23 protein-coding genes are annotated in these 20523 nt (G+C 66.1%); 14 read left to right on the forward strand and 9 right to left on the reverse strand.

The window, feature by feature from the left end; genetic code table 11:
• Position 1 precedes the first annotated feature (1 nt).
• Complete coding sequence (locus tag NL241_RS32490; RefSeq protein WP_494396147.1) at positions 2–919, forward strand: 2-hydroxyacid dehydrogenase; 918 nt, start codon at positions 2–4, stop codon at positions 917–919.
• Between the two features lie 3 nt (positions 920–922).
• Here NL241_RS32490 and NL241_RS32495 read toward each other — a convergent pair whose 3' ends face one another.
• The 3 genes from NL241_RS32495 to NL241_RS32505 form a co-directional block, all read right to left on the reverse strand.
• Positions 923–1267 (reverse strand): VOC family protein, encoded by a 345-nt coding sequence (locus NL241_RS32495; protein WP_494396148.1) that lies wholly within the window; start codon positions 1265–1267, stop codon positions 923–925.
• 71 nt (positions 1268–1338) lie between these two features.
• Positions 1339–2529: a cellulase family glycosylhydrolase gene (locus NL241_RS32500; protein WP_494398431.1), complete on the reverse strand. Its 1191-nt coding sequence runs from the start codon at positions 2527–2529 to the stop codon at positions 1339–1341.
• Between the two features lie 394 nt (positions 2530–2923).
• On the reverse strand, positions 2924–3760 hold the full coding sequence (locus NL241_RS32505) for an SDR family oxidoreductase (RefSeq protein ID WP_487690137.1): 837 nt from the start codon (positions 3758–3760) through the stop codon (positions 2924–2926).
• A gap of 91 nt (positions 3761–3851) precedes the next feature.
• On the opposite strand from NL241_RS32505, the gene NL241_RS32510 reads away from it, so the two are divergent.
• Both NL241_RS32510 and NL241_RS32515 read left to right on the forward strand, forming a co-directional pair.
• Complete coding sequence (locus NL241_RS32510; protein ID WP_487690134.1) at positions 3852–4577, forward strand: SHOCT domain-containing protein; 726 nt, start codon at positions 3852–3854, stop codon at positions 4575–4577.
• Between the two features lie 204 nt (positions 4578–4781).
• Entirely contained in the window at positions 4782–5378 is a 597-nt protein-coding gene (locus NL241_RS32515; RefSeq protein ID WP_487690130.1) for a TetR/AcrR family transcriptional regulator, read from the forward strand.
• 64 nt (positions 5379–5442) lie between these two features.
• Here NL241_RS32515 and NL241_RS32520 read toward each other — a convergent pair whose 3' ends face one another.
• From NL241_RS32520 to NL241_RS32530, 3 genes are read right to left on the reverse strand one after another with little or no spacing between them, the layout of a single operon-like run.
• Positions 5443–6630, reverse strand: a complete 1188-nt coding sequence (locus NL241_RS32520; RefSeq protein WP_494396149.1) for an NAD(P)/FAD-dependent oxidoreductase — start codon at positions 6628–6630, stop codon at positions 5443–5445.
• A gap of 9 nt (positions 6631–6639) precedes the next feature.
• A complete protein-coding gene (locus NL241_RS32525) occupies positions 6640–7824 on the reverse strand; it encodes an RNA polymerase sigma factor (protein WP_494396150.1) in 1185 nt (394 codons plus the stop codon).
• A complete protein-coding gene (locus NL241_RS32530) occupies positions 7825–8232 on the reverse strand; it encodes a YciI family protein (protein WP_487690123.1) in 408 nt (135 codons plus the stop codon).
• 158 nt (positions 8233–8390) lie between these two features.
• On the opposite strand from NL241_RS32530, the gene NL241_RS32535 reads away from it, so the two are divergent.
• The gene (locus tag NL241_RS32535; protein WP_494396151.1) at positions 8391–8864 is read left to right on the forward strand and encodes a DinB family protein; all 474 of its coding nucleotides are present in this window, start codon (positions 8391–8393) and stop codon (positions 8862–8864) included.
• A gap of 76 nt (positions 8865–8940) precedes the next feature.
• Here the strand turns inward: NL241_RS32535 and NL241_RS32540 are convergent, their stop codons facing one another.
• The gene (locus NL241_RS32540) at positions 8941–9354 is read right to left on the reverse strand and encodes a DoxX family protein (RefSeq protein WP_487690117.1); all 414 of its coding nucleotides are present in this window, start codon (positions 9352–9354) and stop codon (positions 8941–8943) included.
• A 377-nt stretch (positions 9355–9731) separates the two neighbouring features.
• On the opposite strand from NL241_RS32540, the gene NL241_RS32545 reads away from it, so the two are divergent.
• The 3 genes from NL241_RS32545 to NL241_RS32555 all read left to right on the forward strand — a co-directional run bounded on the left by NL241_RS32545 (position 9732) and on the right by NL241_RS32555 (position 12283).
• The gene (locus NL241_RS32545; protein WP_487690602.1) at positions 9732–10436 is read left to right on the forward strand and encodes a response regulator transcription factor; all 705 of its coding nucleotides are present in this window, start codon (positions 9732–9734) and stop codon (positions 10434–10436) included.
• Positions 10436–11950, forward strand: a complete 1515-nt coding sequence (locus tag NL241_RS32550; protein WP_487690600.1) for a sensor histidine kinase — start codon at positions 10436–10438, stop codon at positions 11948–11950. Before NL241_RS32545 ends, NL241_RS32550 begins: the two co-directional genes overlap by 1 nt.
• A gap of 81 nt (positions 11951–12031) precedes the next feature.
• Positions 12032–12283: a hypothetical protein gene (locus tag NL241_RS32555; RefSeq protein ID WP_487690114.1), complete on the forward strand. Its 252-nt coding sequence runs from the start codon at positions 12032–12034 to the stop codon at positions 12281–12283.
• A gap of 4 nt (positions 12284–12287) precedes the next feature.
• Here NL241_RS32555 and NL241_RS32560 read toward each other — a convergent pair whose 3' ends face one another.
• Positions 12288–13670: an FAD-binding oxidoreductase gene (locus NL241_RS32560; protein WP_494396152.1), complete on the reverse strand. Its 1383-nt coding sequence runs from the start codon at positions 13668–13670 to the stop codon at positions 12288–12290.
• A 157-nt stretch (positions 13671–13827) separates the two neighbouring features.
• Between NL241_RS32560 and NL241_RS32565 the strand changes: the two genes are divergently transcribed.
• The 6 genes from NL241_RS32565 to NL241_RS32590 all read left to right on the forward strand — a co-directional run bounded on the left by NL241_RS32565 (position 13828) and on the right by NL241_RS32590 (position 18734).
• Positions 13828–14646 (forward strand): ABC transporter ATP-binding protein, encoded by an 819-nt coding sequence (locus tag NL241_RS32565; RefSeq protein ID WP_494396153.1) that lies wholly within the window; start codon positions 13828–13830, stop codon positions 14644–14646.
• Positions 14647–14658: 12 nt separating this feature from the next.
• A complete protein-coding gene (locus NL241_RS32570; protein ID WP_487690105.1) occupies positions 14659–15678 on the forward strand; it encodes an aliphatic sulfonate ABC transporter substrate-binding protein in 1020 nt (339 codons plus the stop codon).
• 155 nt (positions 15679–15833) lie between these two features.
• Positions 15834–16496, forward strand: coding sequence for an ABC transporter permease (locus NL241_RS32575; protein WP_494398432.1), 663 nt, complete (start codon positions 15834–15836; stop codon positions 16494–16496).
• Positions 16497–16817: 321 nt separating this feature from the next.
• The gene (locus tag NL241_RS32580) at positions 16818–17549 is read left to right on the forward strand and encodes a GntR family transcriptional regulator (protein ID WP_494396154.1); all 732 of its coding nucleotides are present in this window, start codon (positions 16818–16820) and stop codon (positions 17547–17549) included.
• Entirely contained in the window at positions 17542–17919 is a 378-nt protein-coding gene (locus NL241_RS32585) for an ATP-binding cassette domain-containing protein (RefSeq protein ID WP_494396155.1), read from the forward strand. Before NL241_RS32580 ends, NL241_RS32585 begins: the two co-directional genes overlap by 8 nt.
• Positions 17920–18566: 647 nt before the next feature.
• On the forward strand, positions 18567–18734 hold the full coding sequence (locus tag NL241_RS32590; RefSeq protein ID WP_494396156.1) for an ABC transporter permease subunit: 168 nt from the start codon (positions 18567–18569) through the stop codon (positions 18732–18734).
• 132 nt (positions 18735–18866) lie between these two features.
• On the opposite strand, the gene NL241_RS32595 is transcribed toward NL241_RS32590, so the two are convergent.
• Positions 18867–19091, reverse strand: a complete 225-nt coding sequence (locus NL241_RS32595; RefSeq protein WP_494396157.1) for an ABC transporter permease family protein — start codon at positions 19089–19091, stop codon at positions 18867–18869.
• Between the two features lie 205 nt (positions 19092–19296).
• Here NL241_RS32595 and NL241_RS32600 point away from each other — a divergent pair, with 205 nt between their 5' ends.
• Positions 19297–20163: an ABC transporter substrate-binding protein gene (locus NL241_RS32600; protein WP_494396158.1), complete on the forward strand. Its 867-nt coding sequence runs from the start codon at positions 19297–19299 to the stop codon at positions 20161–20163.
• Positions 20164–20523 lie beyond the last annotated feature (360 nt).

The following is a 20523-nucleotide window of genomic DNA, read 5'->3' on the forward strand; positions in this document are numbered from 1 at the left end:
GGTGAACTCCTCTCGACTCAAGGTCCTCGTTCCCGACCAGCTGGGCATGCGTGTGCTGGGCTCGGCTGCCACGATCGAGCCGGTGCGGTACGACGCCGGTGAGCCGTGGCCCGCCGACCACCTCGACGCGACGGTGGTGGTGGTCGGCTTGGACCACGCGGCTACCACCGGCGCACGCTTTGCCGATCTGCCGCAGCTGCGGCTGGTCCAGACGCTGCACGCCGGTTACGAACTGTGGCGGCCATACGTCCCTGACGGGGTGATGCTGTCGAATGGTCGTGGCGCACATGGCGGTTCGACCGCCGAGTGGGTGGTGGCGGTGCTGCTGGCCATCTACCGCGAGCTCCCGCTGTTCCGGGAGCGGCAGTCCGCAGGTGTCTGGCAGCCGAAGTACACCGACACGCTGCTCGGCAAGCGCGCCGTGATTCTCGGAGCCGGGGACCTGGCGACAAACCTCGCCGCGCGGCTGGCGCCGTTCGAGACCGAGGTGGTGCTCGTCGGCCGGACGGCCAGACCCGGCGTGCACGCTCTCAGTGAGGTCGACCGGCTGCTACCCGAGGCTGACATCGTGGTGTCGATGCTCCCCGACGACGCCTCGACCCGTCACCTGATCGGCGCCCGGTTCCTGTCCACGCTGCGGGACGGTGCCGTCGTGGTGAACGCGGGCCGGGGCAGTGCCGTGGACACCGACGCACTGATCCCCGAGCTGCGTTCGGGGCGGTTGCGTGCCGCCCTGGATGTCACCGATCCCGAGCCCTTGCCCGCCGGGCACCCGTTGTGGTCGGCGCCCGGTCTGCTGTTGACCCCGCATGTGGCCGGCAGCACCGCCGGCGCCGCAGAACGCGGGTATTCGGTGGCACTCGAACAGATCAGCGCCTACGCCGCTGGCGGCCCGCCGCCGAATCTCGTCAGCACCTGAGCATCACAATTCCTGCGCCAGCACGACGGTGTTGCCGTCGGGGTCGCGCAGGGTCGCGATGCGGAACTGCTGGGTGGGTACCGTCTGTGCCTGCGGGACGTCGAGACCGCGATCGGCGATCTCGGTGAGCTCGGCATCCACGTCGTCGACACCGAGTGTGACGCTGCCCGCTCCGGCGTGCCCGGCGTCGTCGATCAGCTGGAGTCCACCGCCGCCGGGGAAATGCCACTCCACGTCATTGGGCATCGGCACCCGGTCCGGTTCGCGTCCCAGCAGAGCGGTCCACCAGACCCGCGCCGCGGCGAGATCAGCCGACGGCACAACGGCGTACGCAGTGGTGACAGCCACGGTTGCCTCCCTCCGATTGGCGGCGCCCAGGCCGCTCCGTCACAGGGATAGACCCGGGCCCGCTGCGGTTCTCATCGCGGGCCGGTTTTCGCCCGGCGCGTGCGCCAGTCCGCATCGGGCCGCGCCGCGGCGGGCTTGAGGTTGCCGGTCAACTTCCGGATCGTGTGGATCTCCTCCTCGCGGTACGGCCGGCCACCCGGGTACACCAGATCGTGGAACCACTCGCGCGGCGGCGTCGTATACGGGCGGTCCCAGGAGTCCCACGGCAGATTGGTCTGTGTCTTCCCGGTGATGAATCCCCAGTTGTAGGCGGCGATGTGGTGACGCTGCATGATCGGCAGAATTGTCTGCACCGTGCTGCCCAATGACCGGGCCATGTACTCCGTGCACAGGATCGGCCGCCCCAACGGCGCGAGTTCGGCGATTCGTCGTTCGAATCCCTCGGGTTCGGCATAACTGTGGAAAGAAATGACGTCGGAATTGTCGAGCTGAATCCGGACGATCGGCGTGCGGCGCCTCGCGTCTGCCCATTCACCGTCCCAGACACCGCTGGTCAACGGCTGAGCGGCATTGACCGAGCGCGCCCATCGAAAGACCTGCGGCAGCAATTCGGCGACCAATTCCAATTTGTCCCGGCGCTCCACCTGACGGTACTGGTCGGCGGGATTGTCGGGTTCATTCCACACGTCCCACCCGAGAACCCGTTTGTCATCCCGGAATTGCGTCATGACGCCCACCACGTAATCGCGCATCGTGTCGATGTAGCGGCGGTCGTCCAATCGTTCCGCTCCGGGGCTCTGCACCCAGCCGGAGTTGTGCACACCGGGCCGGGGCGCGCGTTGCGGCCCCAGTTTCGGAATCGGATCCCAGCACGAATCGAACAGGACGAAAAGAGGTTTGATGCCGCGGCGGTCTGCGAGGCGGACGAATTGCGCCAACCGGCGCGCAAAACCCTGACGGTCCTGCGTCCACAGCTGATCGTGCAGGAAGACACGAACGGTGTTGAGACCGATCAGCCGCGCCAGGCGCAACTCCGCGTCGATGCGACGGGGGTCATAGGTCTCGGGCTGGAACATCTCGAGCTGATTGATCGCCGTCGACGTGATGTAGTTCGCACCGACCAACCAGCCTTGAGCGCGGTACCACCCGTGTGCGCGTTCCGGCGACCAGGGGCCCGGGTCGGCCGCCGCCCTGGGGGCAAGCGCCAGGGCGGCGGGGACGGTTGCGACGAGCGGCAACTTGAGCAGGGTCCGGCGGCGCAGCTGGTTGACGTGACCGTCTCCGGTGATGTGCGTGAGCTCGCCTACCAAGTTGGCACCCTTCGAGATTCGTCGTTATCCGACCTTTTCCGAGCACGACGAACCCTCCTGCCATACGCACGTCGACGTGCAACGAGGAGGATCGTCACGTCCGATCCCGGACAAGTCGTGGCATACCGTCAAGCGGGTGTCGCCACTGCGACTTCGCGTACCCCCGCGCCGCAATCCCTACACGGGACCCGGACGCCACCCCCCGACGGTCATCTTAATGTCGCCACGCCCGCACGGTTCGTTACGCCCGCCGGCCAGTTGCGAGGATTCGCGATTTCCGGTAATGGGCCCAGTTGAGTTGTCCTACCTGGCTTTTCGCGAGACGACCAGCACTTTGACGACACCGTCAAGGCGTTTGCGAGGCCCGGGCGCGTTCCCTCACCGAAGCCACCACACCGCCGTCGTTCACGATGTCGGTGCCCGTCAAGTAGCCTGCCCTGGCGCTCGCGCAAAAGGCCAGCAGGTCGGCCATCTCCTCGGCGGTACCCCAGCGCGGCACCGAAGCATCGGCCACCATCGCGCCGGCGCCGGCCTGCTCTTCGAGCCGACCCATCTCGGTGTCTATCGAGCCCGGCGACACCGAGACGATGCGCAGCCCCCGCCGGGTGAAGCGCTCGGCCTGCGAACTGGAGTACCACTTCACGAAGCTCTTGCTCAGCGCGTACGCGAGGCCGGACCGCGCCTCTTGCGGAACGACGGCGCATGCCGACGCCATCGCGTCCAGGAACCGGCCCTCGTCGTCGAAGGCCAGCGGGAACTGCGCGGTGGGGACCAGGCTCTCCGGGATCAGGTGTGCGGCCATCGAAGCCACGTTGACGATGGCGGCGCCCTCGGCCGCGATGTCCCGGAACGCCTCGTTGACATTGAGCGTGCCGACCGCGTTCGTGCGCAGTACGTACCCGGCGTCGCCCATGCTGGGACTCACCCCGGCCGCATGGATCACCGACACCAGCGGGCCGAGCCGGGCCGCGCTCTCGAGAAGGCCGGTGACCGCCGCGCGGTCGACCACATCGCAGTTGATGATGGTCGACGCCACTCCCTGTCGCGTCAGTTCGGCGAGGGCACTGTCGAGCCGGTCCTGCCGCACATCGCACAGCACCACATGGTGATCGCGCCCGATGACCTTCGCCGTCGCCAGGCCCATCCCGCCCGCACCGCCAGTGATGACCGACACCTGTTGCATGACCCGACCGTATCGACCCCCGGGTTTCGCCCGCGGGGAAACGCGGTACGTGTCTAGCCAGCGGAACACCGACAAAGGAAGACTGTCGATCATGAAGGCACCTGTCACCCCGGAAGCCGAGAAAGCCGTCGCCGACATCGCCCGCCGGCACGGCCTGTCACCGGATTCGGTGTTGGCCATGCTGGTCGCGGTCCAAGCCGGCGGCGGCACCATGGCCCAGTTCTCCATACCCGAGCTCGGCGGGTCCGGGCAGTGGATGCGTGGTGGGATGACGATGGTGGGCGACATGTTCGACCACGCACTCAAGGCGCGGGTCGACGCGTTGTGCAACGAGCTGGCCCAGCTGCTGGCCACCACCACGGTGTTCGCGGCCTTCCCGGCCGGTGCGGGCACCTGGTGGCCCGCCGAGCTGGGGGTGCCCAGCTCCTCAGGTGGCCAGAACGATGCCCGGTATGCGGTGTTCCCCAGCACCCGCCGCCTGGCGATCCAGTTCAACGGCGTCACAAGGGTTTTTGACACCGGGGACCATCAGATCGGCGGCGTGCAGCAACAACAGGGCAGCGGCCCCGGGACGCTGAGCTTCACCAGCCAGTTCGGCACCTTCGATGTGTCCAGCCTGCGCGAACTCGGCCCTGCGCAGAGTTCTGGACCTCCCCCGGCGCAAGCTCCGGCGGCGGCCCCACCTCGGGCCGGGGGGCAAGGAGACTCGGCGACCATCATCGCGGCCATCGAATCGCTGGCCGACCTGCATCAGCGAGGCATCCTCACCGACCAGGAGTTCGCCGCGAAGAAGGCCGATCTACTCGACAGACTCTGAAAGGGCTGGAAGTCGGCGGCCACGAGGCAGCGGGCTAGCTGCCCCTACAACTAGCCCGATGCGCTCGATGACGGCGACCCCTCAACGCCGAATCCGCCGCCGAGAATGATAAACGATGACGTACACAAAGGCATCCGAAGCAGCAAATCCCGGCGGGTACTCTTCCTGAGACAGTGACGAGGGAGGATGACAAGGGAGGATGCGGTGCCCAGCAAGTTGCCCCCGGGGCGGCACCGATTGACCCGCGAAGAGGTTGTCACCGATCAACGTCGGCGTATCGTCGCCGCGCTGGGCGAGGTGATGGCGGTGAAGGGCTACGCCGGCACCACAGTCGCCGACATCATCGAGCACGCCAAGGTGTCCAAGCAGACCTTCTACGAGCAGTACGACAGTAAGCAAGCGTGTTTCCTCGACGCTTTCGCCCGCATCCACGACCTGTTGTCGGAGTCGTCGTCTGCCGTGCCGGGATCGGCCACCGCGCTCGAAGTGTTCGACGCCGTGCTGCGCGAATATCTCGACACCATCGCCCGTAACGCGCCGATGGCGCGGCTCTACCTGATCGAGGTCTATGCAGCGGGGCCAGAGGCGTTGCGGGTGCGAATGGCGTTACAGCAGAACACCGTTGACGCCCTGGCGGCATTGGCCGGGGCCGAGTCCCGGGAAGGTAAGTTCGCCTGCCGGGCGTTGATCGCCGCGATATCGTCTCTGGTCACCCATGAGCTGGCCTCGAACGGGCCCGCCGGGGTCCGCGATCTGCACGCGCCTCTGATGGGCTTCGCCGAACGGCTGCTGGGCAGCTGAGGGTTCAGACCCTCGGCGTTCAGGAACGCAGCCGTGTCGTAGTAGGTCCTGAAGGCACCGATGGTCACAGCCGGCCCTTGAGGATCAGATTCCAGTAGATCTGCGCCAGACCGAAGCGGTCGAAAGCCCACGCGGTGCGACGCGGTTTGAGCGGGTCCAGTGCCCGCGGCAGCGCCGACACGATGCCGGCCCGGTTGAATTCCGCGGCAATCAGGCGATGCGCATCGGTGGCCACCGGCGCGACCGTGTACCCGTCGTACTCGTCGAGCCGTGCACCGCGACGCGCGGCCACGATGTTGTCGACGAGGGTCGCCACCTGGCGGCGAAGCGCGCCGCCGGAAGGGTCGGTCTCCACCGATGCGCAGTCGCCCACCGCCCAGACTGCTGCGTGCGTCCGATGCCGGAACGTCTTGGGGTCGACATCGACCAGCCCGTCGTCCCGCGCGGAGAGCCCGGATTCGGTGACCCATCGCGGCCCTCGGAACGGGGGAACCAGGTGCAGCATGTCGTAGGGCATCTGCTCGGTGCTGTTGTCCGCACGGGTCAACGTCAGCTCCCGCTGCTGCGGGTGCACCGCCGACACGGCCGTGTCCCACTCCACGTGCACGCCCAGTTCGCGCAGGAGATCACCCAGTCGCGCGTCGAGGTCCGGGACTCCGAGCAGCTGTGGGCGGTCGACGATCAACGAGATGGTGATCCCCCGCGGTCTGCGCTTCCAGTGCGCGGCCGCGAGGAACAACGGTTTGAGGGTGGTGCCGGTGCAACTGACCGGGGGTCGGGGCACCGTGAACACCGCGTGCCCGGACGCCGGAACCGTCCGCACCAGCTCCCAGGTCTTCTCCGCGCGGTTGAGGTAGTTGCTCGCCACGAACGGTGTGTCGAGTGCGGTGTCGATGCCGGGCAGCGCTTCATCGTCGGGCACCAGGCCCGCGCCGAGGACAAGATCGCGGTACTGATAGCTCTTCCCGCCCGCACACCGCACCGTGCCGCGTGCGGCGTCGACGCCAATCACCGAATCTCGGATCCAGGTGCACCCGCGCGGCGTCACCGACCGCTGCGTGCGCTCGGCGCTGCGCATCGAGGCCTGACCTCCGCCGACGTAGGACAGCAGCGGCCGGTAGGTGTGCACACTCTGCGGTTCGATGACACCCACGGCGCCGAAACCCTTCCGGAGCAATCGTGCCGCCGCACTGATTCCGGCGTTGCCGCCACCGATGATCAACACGTCGAAGGATTCATCGGTGGGGTGCATCACTGAGCTCTACCCGCTATCGAAGGGCCTCACCCGCGCGGCCAGGCGCTGGTGCAGTGCGGCGGCCCGCATCGTGAGGTGGTTTCGCTCCGCGACGTTCTGCGCTCGGGCGGCGGCCTCGGTGTAGAGCCGGGCCGCGAGCGCGATGTCCCCGGCTTTCTCGTGCAGATACGCCGCCGACGCGGTGTGCCGCGGCAGCGTCGGGTCGAGGTCGGCGAGCGCGGCCAGGCCCGCCTGGGGTCCGTCGGCCTCCCCCACCGCGACTGCGCGATTGAGCCGCACCACCGGGCTGTCGGTGAGCCGGCTCAGTTCGTCATACCACTCGACGATCTGCACCCAATCCGTCTGGTCGGCGGTCTGGGCATCGGCGTGGAGGGCGGCGATCGCCGCTTGGGCCTGGTATTCGCCGAGCCGGTCCCGCGCCAGGGCAGCCTGCAGAACGGCGACTCCTTCGGCGATGAGATCGGTGCGCCATCGACTGCGGTCCTGCTCGGCCAGTGGGATCAGGCTGCCGTCAGCGCGGGTGCGGGTGGGGCGCCGGGCATGGTGCAGCAGGAACAATGCGAGAAGCCCGGCGACTTCCTCGTCGTCGGTGCGCGCGGCGAGCTGGCGGGCCAGCCGGATCGCTTCCGCGGCCAGGTCCACATCGCCGCTGTAGCCCTCGTTGAACACGAGGTACAGCACTCTCAGCACGGTGCGCAGGTCACCGGGTCGATCCAGCCGGACCGCGCTGACGGTCCGCTTGGCCCGGCTGATCCGCTGGGCCATCGTGGCTTCGGGCACCAGGTACGCCTGCGCGATCTGGCGGGTGGTGAGCCCGCCGACGGCGCGCAGTGTCAGCGCGATCGCCGACGAGGAGCTCAAACTCGGGTGAGCGCACAGGAAGTACAGCTGCAAGGTGTCATCGGCAGCCGCGGCCGGACCCGGCGCAGGCTCCTCGGCGACGTGCTGTTCACGGCGACGCCTGGCGACGTCGGAGCGGGTCACATCGAGGAAGCGCCGCCACGCGGTGGTGACCAGCCAGCCTTTCGGATCGTCAGGCACCCGCGTCGGCCATGTCTGGACCGCGTTGAGCAACGCTTCCTGAACGGCGTCTTCGGCGGTCGCGAAATCGGCCCCGCGGTGGACGAGGGCCGCCAGCACGCCGGGTATCAGGTCGCGCAGCGCAGCCTCGTCCACCGCAGTGTCGGCCATCTACTCGCTGACGGTCGGGGCGGCGGTCATGAACGGGCGGACCTCGAGCCACTCGTGGATCGGCTTACCGCCCGCCCCTGGCGCGGCGGAGAGTTCGCCGGCCAGCTCGAACGCCCGTTCCTGGGAGTCGACGTCGACGATCATGAAGCCCGCGATCAGGTCTTTCGTCTCGGCGAAGGGGCCGTCGGTCACGGGGGGCTTTCCTTGCCCGTCGTGACGGACCCACGCTCCTTCGGCCGAAAGGGCCTGGCTGTCCACATATTCACCGGTGCCCTTGAGGCGATCCGCGAAATCCTCCATGTACTGGATGTGCGCCGCGATCTCCTCGGGTGTCCACTGGTCCATCGGCACATCGTTGACCGATGCCGGCGCCCCGCGGTAGTGCTTGAGGAACAGGTACTTCGCCATGGATGTCTCCCTTTCGGTGTCGTGACCGCTTGTCGGTCACATACCCCTGGGACGGAGCGGCCATGACGATATCGACATCGGTGAAGCCGATTCTCGCGTTTTGCCCACTGAGCAAGGCGGGTTGAATTCTCACGAGTCCGTGTCCCACCCTTGCTGACATGACGGACTCACCGCCGCCGCACACCGGCCTCGCAGAACGGGACGTGCTGCTGGGGTTCCTCGACTACCTGCGCTCGTGCGTCATCGGCAAGGTCGAGGGTGCACCGGAGCCTCAGGTCCGGACCCCGGCTGTGGATTCCGGCACGAATCTGCTCGGACTGCTCAAGCATCTGGGCTACGTCGAGCGCTTCACCTTCTTGGGCGAAGCGGTGTCGGATTGGCCCTCGACCTTCCACGCCCGGGACGACGACACCGTCGACAGCCTGATCGAGGCATACCGGACGGCCATCTCCGCGGCCAATCACGTCATCGCCGGCTGCGACGACCTCGAAGCCCCGGCCGCGCGCCCCTCCCGAGGCAAGACGCCACCGTCGATGCGGTGGGCGTTGGTGCACATGGTCGAAGAAACAGGTCGGCACGCCGGCCACATGGACATCCTGCGGGAACTGATCGACGGCACCACCGGGCGGTAGGTCACCCGGTTGCGCCGTCGACACGCCCCCGCTCGCCTGTCCCTCAGAGGCGCTGTGCCGCAGCGGTTTTGAACCGTCAGCTGCGGCGCGACACGGCCAGCGCACCCGGACCGGTGAAAACCAGGAGCAGGAACACGAAGCAGAACAGCACCGCGGTCTCGCCGCCGTTGACGATCGGCCAGAAGCCTTCGGGGAAGTGCCGCCAGAAGTAGGCCACCGCCATCATGCCGGAGGCGACGAAAGCCGCTGCGCGGGTGAACAGGCCCAGGGCGATCAAAGCGCCCAGCACGATCTCGAGCGCGCCGGCCCACCACATGGGCCACGCACCGAACGCGGCCGGCGAGCCCTGCGGCCACCCGAACAGTTTGGCCGTGCCGTGCATCGCGAACAGCAGGGCCACCAGGATCCGGAAGACTCCGAGAGCCACCGGGGATTGTGACCGCAATCGGGCATCGAGCGTGGTGGCTGTGCCGGTGGTGTCGACGGACATGCGTGTTCTCCCCTTGGGTGTGCGTGTGAGCAGACGAAAGGTCCGGCATCACAGTTCGTTTCTGCGGTCGCCGCGATGCGACCGAACTGCCGTCCTCCGACAATCGTCAGCAGCGCACCCTCCGGTGTCACTGCTCTCATAGACGATTCACATGTCGACAGACCCGCACGTCACGTGGATTCGGTTGATGTGAAACAGCTCTCACACCGGCGCCGTTCGTGATCGCCGAGCCGGGGTCGCGGCAGCGGTCCGGCGGCCTATGAAATGTCTATGAGGCCGGAGTCGAGCGGCCCGGCACGCGCGACAATGGCAGCGTGACGTCTGCGCCGGTGAACGAACAGGGCCCCCGCCGCGCCATCCTCGGGCAGTTGCCCCGGATGTACCGCGCCGACGGGTCGGCGATCCGCGTGCTGCTCGTCGACGACGAACGTGCCCTGACCAACCTGATCCGGATGGCTCTGCAGTACGAAGGCTGGGATATCGACGTCGCCCATGACGCGGCCGAAGCCGTCGAGAAATACCACGCCAACACGCCCGATGTCCTGGTGCTGGACATCATGCTGCCCGACACCGATGGGCTGGGCGTGCTGGCGCAGATCCGGGACTCGGGCACCTACACACCCACCCTGTTCCTGACGGCACGCGATTCGGTGTCCGACCGTGTCACCGGTCTGACCGCGGGCGGCGATGACTACATGACAAAGCCGTTCTCACTCGAGGAACTCGTCGCCCGGCTGCGCGGACTGCTGCGCCGGACCGCCTACCTGACTCCGAGCAATGAGGAATCACTCAAAGTGGGTGATCTGTCGCTCGATGCCGCGAGCCATCAGGTGACCCGCGGCGGTGAACCGATCGCTCTCACCTCCACCGAGTTCGATCTGCTGCGCTTCCTGATGCGCAATCCCCGGCGGGCGCTGAGCCGGCGCGAGATCCTGCAGCGGGTGTGGGAGTACGACTTCGGTGGCAGATCCAGCATCGTCGATCTGTACGTGTCCTACCTCCGCAAGAAGATCGACACGGGCCGCGAACCGATGATCCACACCGTGCGCGGCGTCGGCTACATGTTGCGGCCGCCGCAATGATGCGTATCTGGCGCAATTGGACTCTGCTCCGGCAGCTCGTCGTCGGTGTGTCCGTGGTGGTGATGCTCGCCCTGGTCACCGTCGGCACGATGTCGGTGGTGAGCCTGCGCGCATCGGTGCTGGGCATCATCGACAGCCAACTGGCCGGGGCGGCCGATGGCTGCAGTCAGTCGGTGGCCAAGTACCGGAGCACCCCCGGGCCCACGGGCGAACTCCCCGCTCCTGGCACCATGAAGCCCCTCACCAACCTCGTCGGGCAGGCGCCCGGCAACGTCGTCGCGCGCATTCAGGACGGCAGGGTGGTGGATTCGGCGTACTTCTCCGACGGCGAGGCCGAGCCCGCACCACCGTCGGCCGTCGCACAGATCGCGGAGATGTCGTGGACCGGTGAGCCGCCGCGCAGCGTCGAGCTGCCCGGCCTGGGTTGGTACCGCATGGTCGGACGGCCCGGCGACGGTAACGAGATCCTGGTGACCGGGGTGTCCCGCACACCCGCGTGGGAGGCGATGGTCCGCGAGACCGCGATCGTTTCCGGGCTGACCGCGCTGGCGGTGGTGATCACCGCGTTGAGCACCGTCGCTATCGTCCGGTTCGCACTGCGCCCGCTGCGGCGGGTCGCCGCGACGGCCGCGGAGGTGGCCTCGCTGCCCCTCGATCGCGACAACCACGCGATCACCCCCCGGGTTCCGGCCGTCGACACCGATCCCCGGACCGAAGTGGGGCTCGTCGGCGACACGCTCAACCGGCTGCTCGACCACGTCGAGCGGGCACTGTCGGATGTGGCCGCGTCGGACCGGCGCATGCGCCAGTTCATCACCGACGCCAGCCACGAACTGCGCACTCCCCTGGCCGCCATCCACGGCTACGCCGAGCTGACCCGCCAGGACAGCTCGGTGCTGCCCGAGATGACGGAGTACTCACTGGCGCGCATCGAGGCCGAGACCCGCCGGATGAGTTCGCTGGTCGCGGATCTGCTGCTGCTGGCGCGGCTCGACGAGGGCCAGGATCTGGACGCAGGCGAAGTCGACCTCGCCGAGCTGGTGGTCGACGCGGTGAACGACGCGGCGGTCTCGGCGCCGGCACATCAGTGGTCGACCCAGGTGCCCGATGCGGCGGTCTGGGTGCGCGGCGACCGGGCGCGGCTGCACCAGACCCTGGCCAACCTGTTGTCCAACGCGCGGGTGCACACCCCGGCGGGCACCGCCGTGCGAACCACCGTGGCCACCGGGCGAGCCGACGATGGTGTCGCCTATGTCGAGGTGACGGTGACCGACGACGGGCCCGGGATCAACGAGGACCTGTTGCCGCATCTGTTCGAGCGGTTCGTCCGTGCCGACAAGTCACGCTCGCGGGAGGCGGGAAACTTCGGCCTGGGTCTGTCGATCGCCGCGTCCATCGTCGAAGCGCACGGCGGAACCATCGAGGCACAGTCCGGGGCCGGCATGACCACCTTCAGCATCCGGTTGCCCACGGTCGCCGTGGAGGAGACCGCGCCCGTGGCCGCGGCGCGGTGACCGGTACCCAATTCTCGCGATATCACACATTCGCCTTGATGCCGGTATCTTCAACGCCAACGAACGGCAGAGAAGGTAACGATGTCATTTTCAATTCCGGCGGGCGGCGCCGTCGGCGTGCTGCTCATGACAGTTTTCCTCGTAGTGGCCATCGCGTTCGCCACTGCCGTGTGGGTGTATCGCGACGCCCACGCCTCCGCCAAGCGGGGCCGGCCGGTGACGTCGAGGGTGGGCTCGTTCCACCTCAAGAAGCCGGTGGCCTGGTTCGTCGCCTGCCTGCTGCTGTGGGAGATGGCCTTCCCTCTCTACATGGACAGCCGCCACCCCGCCTGAATCTTCAGACGAAGACCTTCCCGGGGTTCAGGATCCCGTGCGGGTCGAGGGCGTGCTTGACGGCACGGTGCATGCCCAGCACCACGGGGTCCAGTTCCCTGCTCAAGCCGCCCATCTTCAGCAAGCCCACGCCATGCTCGCCGGTGACCGTTCCACCGAATTCCAGCGCAGCGTCGATGATCTCGGTGAAAGCCTCCTGGGCGCGGACGCGAGCCTCGTCGTCGCCACGCGGGGTGATGAGCAGCGGATGCAGGTTGCCGTCGCCGGCGTGCGCGATGTTGGCGATGGTCACACCGAAGCGCTGCCCGATTCCCTCGATCCGCGCCAACATCTCGGCGACGTGGCGCTTCGGCACACAGACATCCTCGGTGAGGACAGGACCCAGCCGCTCCATCGCCGGATACGCCAGCCGTCGGGCCGCGAACAGGTCGTCGGCCTCCTGCTGATCGGTGGACACCGCCGACCAGGTGGCACCGGCCGCGTCGAAACACGCCAGCATGGTGTTCGCCTCCTGCTCGCCCGCCGGGTCCGGACTGTCCACGCGTCCGAGCAGCACCGCATTCGCCTCGACGGACAAACCCATGTTCTTCCACGCGTCGACCGCGAGAAGACACTGCCGGTCGACCAGTTCCAACGCTGAGGGCGTCAGTCCCGCCGCGGCAACAGCGCTGACCGCCCGTCCCGCATCGACGATGGAGTCGTAGTAACCGGCGATGGTGCGCTGCGGCCCCTGCAGCGGCCGCAGTCTCACGGTCACCTCCGTGATGATCCCGAGCGTCCCCTCAGAACCCACCATCAGTCCGGCGAAGTCGTAGCCGGCCACCCCTTTGGCGGTCTTGCGTCCCAGGCGCACGATCTCGCCGGTACCGGTCACCACCTGCATCCCCAGCACGTAATCGCGGGTCACCCCGTATTTCACACAGCACAGCCCGCCGGCGTTGGTGGCCACGTTTCCGCCGATCGTCGACCACGGCGAGCTCGCTGGATCGGGTGGGTACCACAGACCGTGTGTCGCGCTGGCAGCGCGCAGGAGGTCGTTGACGACGCCGGGTTCCACCACCGCGTACCGCTCGAGTTCGTCGATCTCCTTGATCGCGGTCATTGCCTCCAGGGAGACGACCACGCACCCGTCGGTCGAGTTGGCGCCGCCCGACAGGCCGGTTCCCGCACCTCGGGTCACCACCGCGGTGCGGTGATCGATGCAGGCGCGCACCACGGCTTGGACCTCTTGGGTGCACGTCGGGCGCACCACCGCGACCGGCGTCCCGTGTGGGGCCCATTCGGCTTCGTCGTGTTGATAGGTGGCCATGACGTCCGGGTCGAGCAACAGCCGGTCGGCCGGGACACTTCGCCGCAGGGCGTCGATCAGGGGGTGGTCAGCGGACACTCTCCGACCGTAGTCCGACGCCGAAGCAGGGCCGTCACGCGTTCCGTACGACTCGGGAACAGTTCAAACCGCCATGGTGAAAAGTCGTGACGGTTTCGCTCTCCTGACCCAGCATCGAGGTGCACCTGGCACATGACCATCTGGCTGGAGTTCCCGTATGCCCGCGAGTACCCCGGTCCTGGATGCGCGGGTCGCCCATCAGGCGTTCTCGGTCTCCCTCGACGGTCTCGGGCGGGCGTTCACCCAAGGCAAAGGTGCGTCGCGTCCGGTTCTGCGCGACGTGACCCTGGAGATCGAGCCACGCGAAATCGTCGCCATCCTCGGAACGAGCGGCTGCGGTAAGTCGACCCTGCTGCGGATCGTCGCCGGGTTGGACACCCCGACGGCGGGTGCAGTGCGCATCAACGGGACACCGGTCACGTCCTACGACCCGCGGTGCGCCGTCGGTTTCCAGGAACCACGACTGCTGCCGTGGCGCACCATCGCGGCCAATGTCGCGCTGGGACTGCCCAGGAACACCCCCGCGGCGGCCGGCCGGCAGACGGTGGCCACCCTGCTCGAGCTGGTCGGCCTCGCCGAGTTCGCCGGCCATCGCCCGCGCGAGATCTCAGGCGGTATGGCGCAACGCACCTCACTCGCCCGCGCGCTGGCCCGCAACCCGGGGGTGCTGCTGCTCGACGAACCGTTCGGTGCGCTCGACGCGCTGACCCGGCTGAAGATGCAGGACCTTCTCCTTGATGTCCACGCGGCCGCCCCCGCGACGGTGCTGCTGGTCACCCACGATGTCGACGAGGCACTGCAGCTCGCCGACAGGGTTCTGCTGATCGGCCATCAGGACGGCACGGCCGGGGCGTCGATCCGCCAGACGATCGTCGTTCCCGGCGATCGTCCACGAGACCGCGGGTCGGCCGAACTCGCCGAACTCCGCGGCCGGCTTCTCGACGGCCTCGGCATCGACCGACACACCGCCCACTGACGAAAGCAGCGCATGAAGATCTCAGCATTCGCCTCGACACTCGCGACCCTGGCCCTGCTTGTCAGCGGGTGCGTCTCCGGCGAGAACCAGAACACCCCCGAAACCGGGGACGACGCAGCCTCTCTCGAGGGTCAGGAACTCAACATCGACTTCGCCACCTACAACCCGCTCAGCCTCATCATCAAAGACCAAGGCTGGCTGGAGGCACAGGGCGTCGACGTCAACTGGGTACAGTCGGCCGGTTCCAACAAGGCCAACGAAGCCCTGCGGGCCGGCGCGATCGACGTGGGCTCCACCGCCGGCTCAGCAGCACTGCTGGCGCGTTCGAACGGCTCGCCCATCCAGGTGATCGCCATCTACTCGCAGCCCGAATGGGCCGCACTTGTCGCTCCCCCGGGCAGCGACATCACCAGCGTCGAGCAGTTGGCGGGCAAGAACGTCGCCGCCACCAAGGGCACGGACCCGTATTTCTTTCTCCTGCAGTCCCTGGAGGCACACGGATTGAGCGCCGACGACGTGACGGTGCAGAACTTGCAGCACGCAGACGGTTGGGCAGCGCTGCAGAACGGTTCGGTGGACGCGTGGGCCGGGCTCGACCCCATCATGGCCGGCGCCGAGGAAACCGGCGCCACGTTGTTCTACCGCGATATCGACTTCAACAGCTACGGCTTCTTGAACGCCCGGGAGGACTTCCTCGAGAACAAGCCCGAATTGGCCCAGCTGGTGGTCGACGCTTATGCCGCCGCGGCTGATTGGGCGGCGGCCAACCCCGAGCAGACGGCACAGATTCTCGCCGACGTCGCCGGCCTCGACCTGCCGGTTGCGCAGAAGGTGATCAACGAACGCTCGAACCTGGACGTCGATCCCGTACCCGGTGAGACGCAGCTGGCCGTGCTCGAGAAGATCGGCCCGATCTTCGTGGACCTCGGTGACGTTCCGAATCAGCAGCAGGTCGACGACGCACTGGGTTCGATCGTCAATGACAGCTTCGTGAAGCAGGCCGACCCGGCCCGCGTCCAGCACGCCTCGTGACCCAGGCCACCTCCGCTTCAGTCGAGCCGGCCGGCAGGGCGCAGGGTTCGGCGGTGTTGTCCCGGTGGCTCCGCGTTGTGGGCGGCTCTCTGCTGCCGGTGGTCATTCTGGTTGTCTGGCAGGTTGTTTCGACGAGTGGGCTGGTGCCGCTGTCGATGCTGCCCTCCCCGTCGATGGTGTGGCTGGCCGCCGTGGACCTCAGTGAGCGCGGCCTCTACGGGCACTACATCGCCATCTCCACGCAACGCGTTCTGCTGGGATTTGCCATCGGGGCCGCGGTCGGGCTGGCTGCAGGCGCGCTGGTGGGGCTGTCTCGGCTGGCCAATATCCTGCTGGCACCGTCGTTCGGCGGGATCCGTGCCGTGCCGTCACTGGCCTGGGTGCCGTTGCTGATCCTGTGGTTCGGTATCGGCGAGGAATCCAAGATCATCCTGATCGCCATCGGCGCGTTCTTCCCGGTGTACACGATCGTCGGGTCGGCGCTGCGGCACGTCGACAACCACCTCCTCGAAGCCGGCCGGGCGTTCGGCCTGCACGGCCTGCGCCTGTTCGCCACCGTGCAGCTGCCCGCGGTGGTGCCCTCGACCGTCTCCGCGCTGCGCCTGGCGTTGGCACAGTCCTGGCTGTTCCTGGTGGCCGCCGAACTGATCGCCAGTTCGATGGGCCTGGGTTTCCTGTTGCTGGACTCCGGCCAGAACGGGCGGATCGACCGCATCTTCCTGGCGATCATCTCGCTGGCTCTGCTGGGAAAGCTGACGGACTCGATTCTCGGTCTCTTCGAGAAGTGGGTGTCGGATCTCACGCTCCGTGACCACTAACGCCTGATTGAGCTGCAGGTTTCGAACTGTTCTCACCGACGTGGCACGAGTAGATTTCTCATCTACGCGGCAAATCCGGAAACCACACGGTTGTTCACGTTCTGCGCTCGTAGCGACGAACGGGTGAGGCCTACGACTCATCGAAACCGAACTCTCCCATTCGGACCGTAAGCATCTACGCACGATGCCTGCTGCGGTGTAGTCGACGTCGACCTTCCCAGCGCTACCTCTTTGGCAACGTGACGTTCCCATCAGGTCACAGTCTGATCACGAAGCGCGTCCTCGCTTATATATATGACGGATACATCAGGTACGTAGGTGATGGCAGATCGCGAGCTTTTCCACCACGAGCCACCGCAGAACGTTGCCGACCCCGCCGATGAGTTCGGCCAGTCGGGCGTCGCCTACCGAGGGCTTCGCGACCTGGTTCGCCAAGGACAGTTGCGTCCCGGCAAAGTATTCACCGAAGGTGCCGTCGCGGCCTCGCTCGGTGTAGGCCGAACGCCCGTGAGAGAGGCGGTGACACGACTTGCGCAAGAAGGGCTCCTTGGGCGCTTGCCCAAGCGTGGTGTCTTGGTGAAGTCGCTCGACGTCAACGACGTTCGAGATTTGTATGAGGTTCGGCGGGCGCTGGAGAGCATTTGTATCCGGAAGGCGGCCGCCCGTTTGCCGCCGCAGACTCTGGAACATCTGGGCGAGTTGCTCGGCGAGGCGGAACGCGCTGTCGCAGCGGGCATCTCGTGGCGGGACTACCGGGAGCACGACCTTCGCTTCCACAACTCCATCTGGACCGCGTCAGGCAACGCGCGAGCCCGCGAGCTACTCCAATCGACACACGATACGGTCATCCTGGATCCTCTGTTCGAGCGCTTCGCCGACATGCCAGGACAGCAGCTGCGTTCGATCGACGAGCATCGGCGAATCCTGGACGCTCTGGCCTCAGGTGACCCCGACGCTGCGGTGGCTGCCATGACTATGCACGGTGAGTCCTACACCCGCGAACTCGTCGCGCGCCTGTTCGGTGACCAAACCGGAAAGGGACGGGATGTTTGAGTCTTCGGCTCTTGAATCACCGCCACAGATCCGCCTTTCCGGCGTCAGCCTCGAATATCGGCCCTCAAGAGCGCAGTCTGTTCTTGCTGTCGACGGCGTAGATCTCGAGGTTGAAGCGAACCGGTTCGTCAGCATCATCGGGCCCTCGGGATGCGGCAAGAGCACCCTTCTCAAGATCATCTCGCGGGTCGTCTCCGCAAGCCGTGGATCCGTCCAAATCGATGGCGTGCCGGTATCCGATGTCGATGGGGAAGGAGATTCGCGGCCTCGTGAAGTCCGACTTTCTCGATCAGGGCTGCCACTCGTTCTTCGTGCGCAGGAGAGAGGTGCTTGTGTTGGACCTCAAGGGGTAGCCGGACGTTTCTGCTGACATTTCGCCACGGCATCAGTAACGGTTGTTGGAACATGAAGCTCAATCGGCCGGCGAAATTGTTCTGTGCATGCCTTTGATCCTTCCATCACATCGAGGAGGCCGTCCTGCTTTCCGACGAAGTGGTGGTGATGACCGGCCGCCCAGGGCGCGTACTGAAGGTGCTGCCAGTGGGAGTTACCCCGCCCCCGTGATGCAGATTTTTCCTCAGCCGCCTCAGGCGCTTGAACCGCCGGCCCAGAGCCGCAACCGGACGCGCTGGCGCATTCCGCCGGAGAGCTGAACGTCCGGCGCCCAGGAGAGTGCACGGCGTTCGAGCAGGGCAACAAGCCTCTAGGAAAGTACCCCGAGGCAACTGACGATCAGTAGTGCAGCGAACATCGTGACGGTGTCGAAGTTGTTGATAGCCCGGAGGATCACGAATCCCAGGCCCTCGTCCGCACCCACGAACTCTCCGACAATGGCGCCAACAGTCGCTAGGGAGATCGACACTTTCATTCCGGCTAGCAAGGAAATACTCCCACCTTGACCCGATTTCCGCGAAGACTGCGGTCGGAGCGGGGATGAGATAGGTCGGCACACGAAATACGCGAACAGCAACTTCTGTTGTGATTTGGTTCGGATTTGGATTGACGCCGAAGGTGGTGATGGCCGCGGTGATCGCCTTCTTTCCGATTGTCGTCAACATGGTCCTCGGTCTGCGATCGGTCAATCCCGAGATCGTCCAGTATCTGCGGACAGTCGGGGCGAGTAACTGGGACGTTTTCAGGAAATTGCGCGTCCTCAGCTCGCTGCCGTACTTTAGCTCTGGCTAGGGCACTGGTAACACAGCCGGCCATCCTGCTGTATGGATGAACCCTTCGGCGCCGTAGACGAGATAACGCGCGAGGTCCTCCAGGAGGAACTCCTGCGAATCTGGCAAGCAACGAAAACCACGATCATTCTCGTTACTCAAAGATTGGCGCCAGCGCGGTCTTGGGGATCGACTGGGTGGCCACGAGCAGTGGCATGAGAGCTTCTTCACCGAACTTCGTCATGGCGACCGGGACGGACAAGCCGATCCCGGCGACAACGGCGAGGGCGAAGCCGCCCCAAACCTCGAAAGCCGTTGCGGGAACGTGGGCAGTGACCGCGAGGAGTGCGATGATCAGCGCGAAAGGCTTCCAGCCCATCAGTTGTCTCCTCGCGAGTGGTGCGCCTGCGGGTGCAGAAGCTGCCTGAGATGAGCGACCATCTTGTGGAACTCGGGTCGTTCGCGTACAAAACAACTGCTCGCGCTCTTGGCAGCAGTGGTGCTCACAGCACTCACCGCCTGTAACTCCCCAGCGGGGGAACCATCTGGCGGGTCCGCGGAACTCATTCCGGTGTCGCTGCGCCTTGATTGGACATTCGGGGGCCCAGCACACCGGCTATATCGTCGCCGCTGAGCTGGGATACTACGAAGAGGCGGGCCTCGACGTCACTATCAAAGAGGGGGAAGGATCCGCCGTCACCGCCCAGTTGGTCTCGAGCGGACAGGCTGACGTCGGCGTCATATCGGCGGGGGAAGTGCTCGCCGCTATCTCCAGTGGATTGGATCTACGCGCGGTCGCAACAGTGGTCCAATCCAGTCCCACCGCGGTACTCTACAACGCAGATGCCCGGCAGCTACATTCCCTGCAAGACCTATATGGACTCGACCTCGGCGTCGTAACCGAGAGCTCTCAGTACAAGGAGTGGCGCGCTGTCGCATCCTTGAATCACCTTTACCTGTCGGAGATCAATGAAGTCGCCGGCGGGCAAGCGGTTCTACAGGCCTTCATCAACGGAAGTGTTGATGCGGCCCTGGGCTGGACCTTCCTGGATGCTGTGGTCGCACGAACACAAGACGTCAACGTCCAATACCTCCTGCTGAGTGACTTCGGCTTGACAATCCCCAACTCCGCTCTGGTTGCGAATGTGGGTTTCCTGGAACAGAATCCGGAGGTCGTCAAGCGCTTTATTGCCGCAGCCGAGCGTGGCTGGCAGTACACGCGAGATCATCCAGACGATGCGTTGGCGTTGTTCTTCGGGGTTGCGCCGGAAGCCGACGTCGAGTCCAACACGGCCCGCCTGCCCATATTCTTGGACTATCTCGGAGACGACTTCGGTGCCTTCAACACGGAGAACTGGCAGGCACTTTACGATCTCTATGAGTCCGAAGGCCTTTTGAAACAGGAGATCGGGCTAGAAGGCGACGCGTACGATTCGCATTTTCTTCCTTGACCGGTCCTAGATCCTCAGCGGTGGCTTCGAAGTCGGCGCAGCGACAATGGAACTCCTCGAGCAACTCGATGGTCACGAAATGTCCTTCCCACAAAGTTGGACCCAGCGTCGGTGGATTTGACCACGGCGGCTGACACGGCATGGACACCGACGTCGAAGAATCTGTGCTGCAACACCCTCGCACCGACGCCGGATGACAGCTGTGGGGTTGGATGAGACACCTGTGACCGGATCGCCCTGAGGTGAGCCGGTTGTAGCGGTCAGTCGTTGTGGGACTCTGTTGCCCGAGGGCTCGAGCGGAAGAACCAGCAACGACATGGCGACGAATGAGTGTCCATGGCCATGAAAAAGTACCCACTG

The sequence above is a fragment of the Mycolicibacterium sp. SMGY-1XX genome (assembly GCF_059132455.1).

Bases quoted from the DNA above. Each gene is read 5' to 3' on its own strand.
- NL241_RS32505 (WP_487690137.1), bottom strand. From the start codon at position 3,760: ATGCAACAGGTGTCGGTCATCACTGGCGGTGCGGGCGGGATGGGCCTG.
- NL241_RS32510 (WP_487690134.1), top strand. From the start codon at position 3,852: ATGAAGGCACCTGTCACCCCGGAAGCCGAGAAAGCCGTCGCCGACATC.
- NL241_RS32520 (WP_494396149.1), bottom strand. From the start codon at position 6,630: ATGCACCCCACCGATGAATCCTTCGACGTGTTGATCATCGGTGGCGGC.
- NL241_RS32525 (WP_494396150.1), bottom strand. From the start codon at position 7,824: ATGGCCGACACTGCGGTGGACGAGGCTGCGCTGCGCGACCTGATACCC.
- NL241_RS32530 (WP_487690123.1), bottom strand. From the start codon at position 8,232: ATGGCGAAGTACCTGTTCCTCAAGCACTACCGCGGGGCGCCGGCATCG.
- NL241_RS32535 (WP_494396151.1), top strand. From the start codon at position 8,391: ATGACGGACTCACCGCCGCCGCACACCGGCCTCGCAGAACGGGACGTG.
- NL241_RS32540 (WP_487690117.1), bottom strand. From the start codon at position 9,354: ATGTCCGTCGACACCACCGGCACAGCCACCACGCTCGATGCCCGATTG.
- NL241_RS32545 (WP_487690602.1), top strand. From the start codon at position 9,732: ATGTACCGCGCCGACGGGTCGGCGATCCGCGTGCTGCTCGTCGACGAC.
- NL241_RS32550 (WP_487690600.1), top strand. From the start codon at position 10,436: ATGCGTATCTGGCGCAATTGGACTCTGCTCCGGCAGCTCGTCGTCGGT.
- NL241_RS32555 (WP_487690114.1), top strand. From the start codon at position 12,032: ATGTCATTTTCAATTCCGGCGGGCGGCGCCGTCGGCGTGCTGCTCATG.
- NL241_RS32565 (WP_494396153.1), top strand. From the start codon at position 13,828: ATGCCCGCGAGTACCCCGGTCCTGGATGCGCGGGTCGCCCATCAGGCG.
- NL241_RS32570 (WP_487690105.1), top strand. From the start codon at position 14,659: ATGAAGATCTCAGCATTCGCCTCGACACTCGCGACCCTGGCCCTGCTT.
- NL241_RS32575 (WP_494398432.1), top strand. From the start codon at position 15,834: ATGCTGCCCTCCCCGTCGATGGTGTGGCTGGCCGCCGTGGACCTCAGT.
- NL241_RS32580 (WP_494396154.1), top strand. From the start codon at position 16,818: ATGGCAGATCGCGAGCTTTTCCACCACGAGCCACCGCAGAACGTTGCC.
- NL241_RS32585 (WP_494396155.1), top strand. From the start codon at position 17,542: ATGTTTGAGTCTTCGGCTCTTGAATCACCGCCACAGATCCGCCTTTCC.
- NL241_RS32590 (WP_494396156.1), top strand. From the start codon at position 18,567: ATGGCCGCGGTGATCGCCTTCTTTCCGATTGTCGTCAACATGGTCCTC.
- NL241_RS32595 (WP_494396157.1), bottom strand. From the start codon at position 19,091: ATGGGCTGGAAGCCTTTCGCGCTGATCATCGCACTCCTCGCGGTCACT.